This is a genomic window from Burkholderia sp. APQ4-4ca, from assembly GCF_057837105.1.
On the sequence record NZ_JBYQCG010000136.1, the window covers coordinates 1 to 9,970 of the forward strand.

The 9,970-nt window shown below is 67.6% G+C and carries 10 protein-coding genes and 2 pseudogenes; 8 read left to right on the plus strand and 4 right to left on the minus strand.

Features of this window, described 5'->3' with window-relative positions:
- The 3 genes and pseudogenes from AC3IFE_RS17005 to AC3IFE_RS17015 form a co-directional block, all read left to right on the plus strand.
- Positions 1 to 444 (plus strand): annotated as a pseudogene (locus AC3IFE_RS17005) (DUF393 domain-containing protein); the annotation flags it as partial.
- Complete coding sequence (locus AC3IFE_RS17010; RefSeq protein ID WP_489191243.1) at positions 441 to 1,940, plus strand: TIGR01777 family oxidoreductase; 1,500 nt, start codon at positions 441 to 443, stop codon at positions 1,938 to 1,940. The pseudogene AC3IFE_RS17005 and the gene AC3IFE_RS17010, both read left to right, overlap by 4 nt.
- Positions 1,941 to 2,012: 72 nt before the next feature.
- Positions 2,013 to 2,636, plus strand: coding sequence for a glutathione S-transferase family protein (locus AC3IFE_RS17015; RefSeq protein WP_089470755.1), 624 nt, complete (start codon positions 2,013 to 2,015; stop codon positions 2,634 to 2,636).
- Positions 2,637 to 2,714: 78 nt separating this feature from the next.
- Here the strand turns inward: AC3IFE_RS17015 and AC3IFE_RS17020 are convergent, their stop codons facing one another.
- Entirely contained in the window at positions 2,715 to 4,136 is a 1,422-nt protein-coding gene (locus AC3IFE_RS17020) for a serine hydrolase domain-containing protein (protein WP_489191244.1), read from the minus strand.
- A gap of 235 nt (positions 4,137 to 4,371) precedes the next feature.
- Between AC3IFE_RS17020 and AC3IFE_RS17025 the strand changes: the two genes are divergently transcribed.
- The 5 genes and pseudogenes from AC3IFE_RS17025 (at position 4,372) to AC3IFE_RS17045 (ending at position 8,517) form a co-directional block, all read left to right on the plus strand.
- A complete protein-coding gene (locus AC3IFE_RS17025; protein WP_489191245.1) occupies positions 4,372 to 4,791 on the plus strand; it encodes an HIT family protein in 420 nt (139 codons plus the stop codon).
- A gap of 264 nt (positions 4,792 to 5,055) precedes the next feature.
- On the plus strand, positions 5,056 to 5,220 hold the full coding sequence (locus AC3IFE_RS17030) for a hypothetical protein (RefSeq protein ID WP_179233547.1): 165 nt from the start codon (positions 5,056 to 5,058) through the stop codon (positions 5,218 to 5,220).
- 155 nt (positions 5,221 to 5,375) lie between these two features.
- A pseudogene (locus AC3IFE_RS17035) lies at positions 5,376 to 6,036 on the plus strand (methyltransferase family protein).
- Between the two features lie 378 nt (positions 6,037 to 6,414).
- On the plus strand, positions 6,415 to 6,852 hold the full coding sequence (locus tag AC3IFE_RS17040; protein ID WP_089470751.1) for a hypothetical protein: 438 nt from the start codon (positions 6,415 to 6,417) through the stop codon (positions 6,850 to 6,852).
- Positions 6,853 to 7,680: 828 nt separating this feature from the next.
- A complete protein-coding gene (locus AC3IFE_RS17045) occupies positions 7,681 to 8,517 on the plus strand; it encodes a bifunctional allantoicase/(S)-ureidoglycine aminohydrolase (RefSeq protein ID WP_089470749.1) in 837 nt (278 codons plus the stop codon).
- Between the two features lie 80 nt (positions 8,518 to 8,597).
- Here the strand turns inward: AC3IFE_RS17045 and AC3IFE_RS17050 are convergent, their stop codons facing one another.
- The 3 genes from AC3IFE_RS17050 to AC3IFE_RS17060 form a co-directional block, all read right to left on the minus strand.
- Complete coding sequence (locus tag AC3IFE_RS17050; RefSeq protein WP_089470748.1) at positions 8,598 to 9,011, minus strand: hypothetical protein; 414 nt, start codon at positions 9,009 to 9,011, stop codon at positions 8,598 to 8,600.
- Positions 9,012 to 9,266: 255 nt separating this feature from the next.
- Positions 9,267 to 9,533 carry a hypothetical protein gene (locus AC3IFE_RS17055; RefSeq protein WP_489191246.1) on the minus strand — a complete coding sequence of 89 codons (267 nt, stop codon included), beginning with the start codon at positions 9,531 to 9,533 and terminating at the stop codon, positions 9,267 to 9,269.
- A 149-nt stretch (positions 9,534 to 9,682) separates the two neighbouring features.
- On the minus strand, positions 9,683 to 9,970 hold a 288-nt coding region (locus AC3IFE_RS17060; protein WP_489191248.1), incomplete at its 5' end, for an aminoglycoside phosphotransferase family protein.

Here is a 9,970-nt window from a genome sequence, read left to right on the forward strand (position 1 = left end):
GATAAGCGATGTCCGCTTACCCCGCGCCGCGTCGCTGTGAACGTGATGTACGCCGCCGCGATCGCGCATCTGCTCGTCGGCGTGGCGATTCCGTGGATTGCCGGCGCGCCATGGCTCGACGCCTATCACCGCGGCATCGAGCGGCATTTCTGGTCGACAGCGGTGCCTCAAGCCGCGCGCGCCCAGCAGATCTGGTGGCTGTCGCTGCTCGGCGCGACGGTGCAGTGCGCCGCGGTCTGGATGCTCGCGCTCGTCCATCTCGGCAACCGGTTGCGGAAGCGGGAAGTATGGGGCTGGCTGCTGGCCGGCCTGTTGATCTGGGCGCCGCAGGACATGCTGTTGTCGTGGCAGGCGCAGGTGTGGGGGCACGTGGCGATCGATGTGGCCGCGCTCGTCGCGATGGTGCCGCCGCTTATCTGGTTGTGGAGGAGGGATACCGCATGAACACGTTGCCGGCTTTCGACTGGGCGCTCAACCTGCTGATCGTGCAGGGCGCGATGGGCGCATTCGATACGCTTTACCACCACGAACTCACGCAGGACCTGCCGCACAGCCCGCGCGCGCGGGTCGAACTGGCGATTCACGCGGTGCGGTCCGTGCTGTACGGCCTCGTGTTCGCGTCGATCGCGAACGTCGCGTTTCACGGCGCGTGGGTCGCGGCGCTCGCGACGGTCGTGCTCGTCGAAGTGGGGCTGACGTTGTGGGATTTCGTCGTCGAGGACCAGAGCCGCAAGCTGCCGGCGACCGAGCGCGTGCTGCATACGCTGCTGGCCGTCAACGGCGGCGCGCTGTTCGGGATGATCGCGATGCAGCTCGCCGTGTGGGCGCACGAACCCACCGCGCTGCACGCGATCGACGTCGGCTGGCGCGGCTGGCTGCTCAGCCTGTTCGCCGTCGGCGTGACGGTGTCGGGCGTGCGCGACGGAATCGCCGCGTGCCGCATCGCGCGACGCGCGCCGGCCGCCAACCCGTTCGGGGGGCAGCGGCCGGGCAACGTGCTCGTCACCGGCGGGACCGGCTTCATCGGCGAAGCGCTCGTGAACCGGTTGCTCGATGCAGGGCATACGGTCACGTTGCTGGCGCGCGATCCGTTGCGTGCGGCCTACCTGTTTCAAGGCCGCGTGCGCAGCGTGACGTCCGTCGATCAGTTGCAGCCGCACGAGCGCTTCGACACGGTGATCAATCTCGCCGGCGCGCCGGTGCTGGGCGCGCGCTGGAACCCGCGTCGGCAGGCGCTGCTGCTCGCCAGCCGCGTCGGCGTCACGCAGGCGCTGATGCGCTGGATCGAAACCGCCGAGGTCAAGCCGCGCACGTGGATCCAGGCGTCGGCGATCGGCTACTACGGCGTGCGGCCGGGCGACGAACGGCTCGACGAAGGCAGCCGCGCCGGCACCGGCTTCATGTCCGAGCTGTGCCGGCAGTGGGAGGCGGCCGTGCAACCGCTCGGGCGCCACGGCGTGCGTGCGGTGGTGCTGCGGCTGGGCATCGTGTTCGGCCCGGGCGGCGCGTTGCGCCCGATGCTGCTGCCGCATTACTTCGGGCTGGGCGGACGATTCGGCGACGGCGCGCAGGTGATGAGCTGGATTCACCGCGACGACGTGCTGCGGATTGTCGCGCGAGCGATGTCCCACGCGGGCATGCGCGGCGTCTACAACGCGGTCGCACCGGCGCCGCTGACCCAGCGCGCGTTCGTGCAGGTCGTGACGAAGGTGCTGCGCCGCCCGGCGTTCCTGCACGTGCCGGCCGCGCCGCTGCGCGCGGCGATGGGCGAGATGGCCGAGCTGCTGCTGGACGGGCAGCGCGTGGTGCCGGCACGGCTGCATCAGGACGGATTCATGTTCCGCTTCCCGACGGCCGAGCACGCGCTGCGCGATCTGACGAATCGGCCGCACACCGATTTCGCGCCCGCGCTCTGCCGTTTCCCGCGAGGTCGTGTATAAATTCGGCGTGAACGCGTCCGGCGCGTGCCGTGCGCGCCGAACGCTCCGCACCCGCCCCCTCAAGGAGACTGCATGTTGCACGTCCTCGGCAAGATTCCGTCCATCAACGTCCGCAAGGTGCTGTGGCTGTGCACCGAACTGAACCTGCCGTTCGAACAGGAAGACTGGGGCGCGGGTTTCCGCACGACCCACGATCCGGCCTATCTCGCGTTGAATCCGAACGCGCTCGTGCCCGTCATCAAGGATGACGATTTCGTGCTGTGGGAATCGAACACGATCATCCGCTATCTCGCGAACCGCTACGGCGGCGATGCGCTGTATCCGGCCGAGCCGCAGGCGCGTGCGCGCGTCGACCAGTGGATCGACTGGCAGGGCTCGGACCTGAACCGCTCGTGGGTCGGCGCATTCCTCGGCCTCGTGCGCAAGTCTCCCGAGCACCAGGATCCGGACGGCATCGCGCGGTCGATCGCGGGCTGGACGACGCACATGCGCGTGCTGAACGCGCAGCTCGACAAGACCGGCGCGTACGTGGCCGGCAACACGTTCACGCTGGCGGATATCCCGATCGGCCTGTCGGTGAACCGCTGGTTCGGCACGCCGTTCGAGCATCCGGAACTGCCGGCGGTGTCGCGCTACATCGAACGTCTCGCGACGCGCGAAGGGTTCAAGCAGTACGGGGGCAGCGCGAATCCGTAATGCGGCGCGGATAGCGCGTGAAGCGGCGGCGTCGCCACGGCCGCCGCCGTAGCGCGTGCGGCGGCCAGGCGCCCGTCGTCACGCACCGGGCGCCGGCACCGCGTCGAGCACGCGCGCGAGAAACGCCTCGTGATTCCACGCGGCTTCCGGCCGCGACAGCCCGAGCCGCACGACCACCAGCTCGCGGCTCGGCACCACGCTCACGAACTGGCCTTCATGGCCGACCGCATGAAACGCGTCGGCCGGCATCGCGCGCGCATGCGGACCGCGATCGTTGAACGGCTCCGGCACCTTCACCCACAACTGCGCGCCGAATTCCTGCCGCGACGACTGTGGCGTCGCGCGCGTCAGGTAACGCACCCAGCCTTCCGGCAGCAGTCGCTGCCCATTCCACACGCCGTCCTGCAGCAGAAACTGACCGAAGCGCGCCCAGTCGTGTGCGCTCGCATACAGGTACGACGCGCTGACGAGCGTGCCGGACGCATCGGGCTCGAACACCGCGCTGCGCATCCCGAGCGGCGCGAACAGCGCGCGGCGCGGAAACGCGAGGTAGTCGGCGTCGCTGCCGCCCAGCGCTTCGCGCATCACGCGCGCGACGATCGCGCTCGTGCCGCTCGAGTACGACCACTGCGCGCCGGGCGTCGCGGCAAGCGGTTTCGCCGACGCGAACCGCGCGGTATCGGGCTGCGTGAACAGCATCACCGCGACGTCGGACAGCGGATCGTCGTAGTCCTCGTTGAATTGCAGGCCGCTCGTCATCCGCAGCAGCGCGTCGAGCGTGATGGCCGCGCGCGGATCGCCGCTGCCGCGCCATTCGGGCAGCAGCGCCGACGCGTCCGGCGACAGCTTGTGTTGCGAGACCAGCGTGCCGACCAGCGCGGCCGTCACGGTCTTCGTCATCGACCAGCCCGGCAGCGGCGTGTCGGCCGTGAAGCCGGGCGCATAGCGTTCGGCGATCACGTGTCCGCGCCACATCACGACGACCGCGCGCGTGCGCCGCGGCCGCGCCGGATCGGGTTCGTCGAACGCGCGGTCGAGCGCGGTCTGCAGCGTGTGGGCGTCGATGCCGGCGGGCGGCGTGGCCGGAGCGGGCGGATCGGGTTGAGCGGGCGGCGGATCGGGGAGGGGCGGCAACGCGGCCGGCAAGGTGGCCGCCGCCGCACCGGTCGCGGACCCGAGCGCGAGCGTGCAGCCGAGGCCGGGCCGGAAGTCGGCTTCACGTTTGGCAAAGCCGGCGAAGGTCGCCACCGCGCGATGATGGTCGGGATCGAGCGACGGCCGCACCAGTTTCAGCAGCGGATGGACGCCGGCCATGATGTCGACGTCGATCACGGACGCGGCCGGGCGGCCCGACACGAACACGCCCGAACACAGCGCCTTGGCCGCATAGCCGGTCGCGATCGGCGCGAGCCGGGACAGCATGTAGCCCGTGTAGCCGATTGCGGCCACGAGCGCGAGCGCGACACCGCGCAGCATCAGCTTCTTGAGGGGAATCGTCATGCGCGAGCGTCCTCGGTGGCGTGCCGGCCGGCAACGATCCGGCAGTGTCGCAGGTTCGGGCGATGCGGTGCAATCGCGGCTGCGTGACGACGGCCGCATGCTGTCGCGCTGCCGCCCACACGACGGTTCGGCACGCGTCGCACGTCGCGCGAGTTGATATCGGGACGGCCATCGACCGATAATCGTCCGGCATCGCTTCCCCAGTCCTGCTGTCCAATCGAGATCGGAAAACGCCATGTCCTACGACAACAACAACCCGTTCGCCAAAATCCTGCGCGGCGAACTGCCGTGCATGAAGGTCGCCGAAGACGACGCGACGCTCGCGATCATGGATCTGATGCCGCAGGCCGACGGTCACGTGCTCGTGATTCCGAAGGAGCCGGCCGCGCAGATTTTCGAGCTGTCCGGCGATGCGGCCGCGGCCGGCATCCGCATGACGCAGCGCGTCGCGGCCGCGGTGCGCGCGGCACTCGAGCCGGATGGCGTGTTCATCGGCCAGTTCAATGGCGCGGCCGCCGGCCAGACGGTCCCGCACGTGCATTTCCACGTGATTCCGCGCTGGGAAGGCGCGGCGCTGCGGATGCATGCGCGCGACATCGCCGACGCCGCGACGCTCGAAGCGCTCGCGCAGCGCATTCGCGCCCGCTTCGTGTAACAAACCCGTCCGCACCCGGCGCGGCGGCTGCCCACCGGCCGGCCGCCGCGCCGCCCAAGGTTGTTTCGGCGGTCACGCGAGGTAACACGTGTAACCGCCCGGGAAACTCGGCCGGCCGGGCCCGGCGCTAGACTCCGCGCATTGTTTCATCGAGCGACACGAGGGGCGGATCGCCTCTTCGTGCCGGCCGTCGCGTGGTGCGGCGACACGCGGCGGCGCGGTCTTCGCGAGATGCCATTCGTCTTTCGCTCCGGGAGCCGAGCCATGTTCAGACTTCTCATCACGCTTGCCCTGATCGGCGGCCTGTCCGGCTGCTACGTCGCGCCGCCGTACGGCTACGCGCCCGCACCGGCCTACTACGGCTATGCGCCCGCGTATTACGCGCCGCCCGTCACGGTCGGCATCGGCGGCCACTTCCACATCCGCTGATCCGTCGCAGCGCGCCGGCTGCGGCCATGCCGGCCCGGTCGGCTGCCGTCGGCCGGACGATACACGCGCGTTCGCTCGCCGCATGACGGTGCGGCACGGCACTCGCGGTGCGCAGTTCCTATACTTCACAGGAATGCGTATCCCTGCGAGCCGTCATGACAGCCACCCCCAAGGTCATCGTTCTGTCGAGCCTCTCCACGCTCGTATATCTCGGGCTCGCCGTGCTCGGCAGCGGCGGGTTCGCCGCGTTCTTCTCGCATCCACAGCTGATCGTCATCGTCGTCGCGACGCTCGCGATGGCCGTCGCCGCGCTGTTCACCGAAGGCAACCTGAGCAGCGGCGAGCGGGAGAGTCGCGACAACCGCTGGGTGCTCGCGGCCTTCGCGGTGAGCGGCTTCCTGCTCGCATACCTGCCCGCGCTGACCGACCGGCTCGACGTCTGGACCTTCGGCGGCGACACGGCGCGCTGGATTGGCGTCGCGCTGTACCTCGTGGGCGGTGTGCTACGCATGTGGCCCGTGTTCGTGCTCGGCAAGCGCTTCAGCGGGCTCGTCGCGATCCAGGCCGGGCCATACGCTCGTGACCGGAGGCATCTACAGCCGCATCCGCAATCCGAGCTATCTCGGCCTGGTCGTCAATTCGCTCGGATGGGCGCTCGCGTTCCGTTCCGGCGTGGGCGTGCTGCTGGTCGTGCTGACGCTGGTGCCGCTCGTCGCCCGCATCCGCTCGGAGGAGGCATTGCTGCGTTCGGAATTCGGCGCCGAATACGACGCGTACTGCGCGCGGACGTGGCGGTTGCTGCCCGGCGTGTACTGACCCTCCTCGTCTTCCCCCCGACCGGTGTTCGGAGGCCTGCTCGCGGCTTGTGCAGATGTGTTGCCACGTGTGTCCCGAATGTGCGGCGGCCTGCATGTCCGGCCTGTCGCGATGCGGGGCCGGAATCGTGCCGAAGCCAATACCGGCAAGGGTTTCAGCCGGATTAGACGGCCGCGTTCATCGCCAGTTATTCGTAAACAACTTGTTACCACAATGTCCACGGCAGGAATGCGGGACCGGTGCTATTCTTCGCCGCAAGCTCGTTGAAATGAATTGGTCCGCGGTTCGGCACAATGCCTGGCCCGACATCGATCGATTCAGATCGTCGTACCGAGCGGACCTCGATAACCAGAATTGCGAACAAGGAAGAATACGGGAATGTGGAAGAAAATCGCCCCCGCTCTCGTCGTCGCCGCGTTGACCGGCGCGACTGCACTGCCGGCCGTAGCCGGTGACCTGAACAACGCGCTTGGCGGCGCGCTCGGCGGGGTTGCCGGCGCGGCGGTCGGCGGCGCGGTCGGCGGCAGCACGGGCTCCGTCATCGGCGGCGCGATCGGCGGCGGCGCCGGCGGCGCGGTGACGTCGAACCGTCGCGAGCGCACCGGCGCGATCATCGGCGGCGCCCTCGGCGGCGGCGCGGGTACCGCGGCAGGCAACGCGATGGGCGGCCGTACGGGCGGCCTGCTGGGCGCGGCCGTCGGCGGCGGCGCCGGCGCGGCGCTTGGCGGCAACATGTCGCGCAGCTCGTACGAGCGCGATCACGGCGACCGCGGCTACCATCGCCGCAAGCATCGCCACCACCGCGACTGGGACTGATCGCCGCTGGCGCGGCCCGGTGCGCGATCCGCGCACCGGCGCGCCGATGGCGTCGGCATCCCGACGCGAGCTTCAGCCCGGCGCGCTGCCGGGCCGCTTCGCCGGCCAGACCGGCGATTCTCCTCCGGCTTCATCAGCCGCTGCCATGTGCCCGATTGACGGGCCGGCCATTCTCCTTCCGCTGTTTTCCCCTTTGTCGACGACATCGCCTGCCGCGCCGGAATGTGCCCGGACAGGGGCAGCGGAATGCCATCCGCTTTGCCTTCGACACGTTGGCTCGTTCTGATCTGACCGTATTCCCGGACCATGCCGCAGCGGTCAGTTGACGCGCACATATCGACTGCCTTCGATCCGCTTGACGTGATGCATCGAGACCGACGCTTGTACGCTGCGTTGTCGTGCACGGACCCATCGCGCGAGCATTCGCATCCGTCAGGATTTCCCCGATAGCCGGCGCGCCCGCCACGCCTCCCCGCCGTGCATCGCGGGGCCGGGGGGTAGTGGGAAATCGAATGCATGTCATCGCAACATTTAATTGGTCGATCGAGATCGACTTCGCTATCGTCGGCGATGCTCGCGTACGGAGTCGAACCGCGCCGCCATTCGCGCCTCGCTGCATGATCGCGAGGGCCGCGGCCCGACCACCGGGCCGCCGCGTCCGCTCGACGGACGGACCCGACGCGAAGCCTGGCCGACCGACCGAAGGCGCATGCGCTTTCAAGCCACCCCGGCAACGATGTCCCGCCATCGCTTGCGCGTGTCACGCGCAGGCGAACCGCCCGATGCCGTTTGCGCCCGGGGCCGGACCAACCCATTGCAGGATGCAATATGTCTAAGACAACGTATTACGCGCCGCATGGCGGCCACCCGCCGCAGACGGATCTGCTGACCGATCGCGCGATGTTCACCGAGGCGTACGCGGTGATCCCGAAGGGGGTGATGCGCGACATCGTCACGAGCTGGCTGCCGTTCTGGAGCCACACGCGCCTGTGGGTGATCGCCCGCCCGCTGTCGGGTTTCGCGGAAACCTTCTCGCAGTACATCGTCGAAGTGAATCCGGGCGGCGGCAGCGACAAGCCCGAGCAGGACAAGCACGCCGAAGCCGTGCTGTTCGTCGTCGAAGGCGAAGCCGAGCTGACGCTGCAGGGCAAGCAGCACACGCTGAAACCGGGTGGTTACGCATTCATTCCGCCGGGCGCCGACTGGACGCTGCACAACGTCAGCGATGCCGCGGTACGTTTCCACTGGATCCGCAAGCATTACCAGGCCGTCGACGGCATTCCGCTGCCGGAAGCGTTCGTGACCAACGAGCAGGACGTCGAGCCGATCCCGATGCCGGGCACCAACGGCGCATGGGTGACGACGCGTTTCGTCGACATGAGCGACATGCGCCACGACATGCACGTGAACATCGTGACGTTCGAGCCGGGCGGTGTGATTCCGTTCGCCGAAACGCACGTGATGGAGCACGGCCTGTACGTGCTGGAAGGCAAGGCCGTTTATCGGCTGAACCAGGACTGGGTCGAGGTGGAAGCCGGCGACTTCATGTGGCTGCGCGCGTTCTGCCCGCAGGCGTGCTATTCGGGCGGGCCTGGGCGGTTCCGTTATCTGCTGTACAAGGACGTGAACCGTCACATGAATCTGACGCTGAACCCGGCGCGCTGAAGCGCGACGTAGCTCGGATATGAAAGCCCGCCGGTGTTTGCCGGCGGGCTTTTTTTCGGGTTCGGCGTCGGTTCGGAAAGTCAGCGGATAGGCTGCCCGACGACCCGAGCCCACACCGCCCGAAGGCGTCGCGCGCGGTTTTCGAAGAGGTATGAGGCCGCAAGGGCCAAGAGACCTGAAATCGCACCGGTCACGATGTGCTCGACATAGGGGATGCGGTAATGGCTCGTGTGCGAGTAGGCATCGCCCAACGTCGTCAGGATGCCAACGATCAGCGCATTGCCGTATCGATGCGCGTAGAGTTTCGAGACAGGCGTGAAAGTCAGCAGTAGCGCCAGGAGCCCGGTCAGCAGACCCGTATGGAAGGCGATAGTCCAGTGGGCAACGCTCATGACGTTTCCCCAGCTCCCGGGCATGCAGGTCATGCACGCGCTGGTCGGCTGCCAGAAGCGCTGGATAAACAGTCGGACGCGGTGCTTCCACTCGGTTGACATGAGGCGGCTCCATCAATGCCGTCGCCACGGCCGGCGCCACCACACGTAGATGGGGCGGCTGTGCGCCGTAGAGGCTGGGCAATCACCTGGATATCGGGGAATACTACTCCACGATCGGGGGGAAGCTGTTTCGATCGAGGCCGGGGTTAACGCTTGCGTTTATCGGTGCGCTTGCGCACGAAGTCGATGGCTGGCATCGACGGCTTGAATCCGCAGCCGATAGCCGACCTCGGAAGCTCGATATCGGCGCCTACTTCAAAATACTTCGAACGAACACCAGTCGGGCACAAACTGCTCGAAGACGAAAAAGTCGTCGAGGTATGTCAGCCCAAGCCGTTCCAATGACTTCGTGCACGCATCGGCCGCATCGCCTCCGAAAAACGGGCCAAGCGACAAGAGGCTATCGGATTCGTCAAAATATTCCCGAAAATTGAAATCGACCATGACCGTGGATAGGTCGACATTCTTGGCTGCTAGCGCAGCCCGTCGGACAACGATTCCGAAATCTCTCGAAACTTTCATCGATATTGACCAAAGGCAAGCGGGTACCGAGGATTGTCGGTGATCTAGTCGTATGGTCTAGTGTCTGAAACTGGCCGAATACCGGTGGTCTTCGCAACTTCCCTCAGAACTCCGCGATGAACCTGTGTTTTCATGGCCGACGCATATCGCTACAGCCCGAGCGCTCTCGCCGCAAGCATCGCGACCTCCAGCCGCGTATCCGCCGGCAACTCGTCCTCCATCAACCACACCGCCGATAGCCCCGACCACGCGAGTATCCATTGCAGCAACCGTCGCCGGTCGAGCCGCGCCGCATCCGCCACGAGCACGACGCGCCGCTCGAAACGCGCGGGATCGACCGCGATGTCATGCGCAGGATTGCAGAACAGATTCGCGTAATCGAACGTGCGCTCGCCGCGCAGTCCTTTCGGGTCGATCGCGCGCCAGCCGCGATCGCC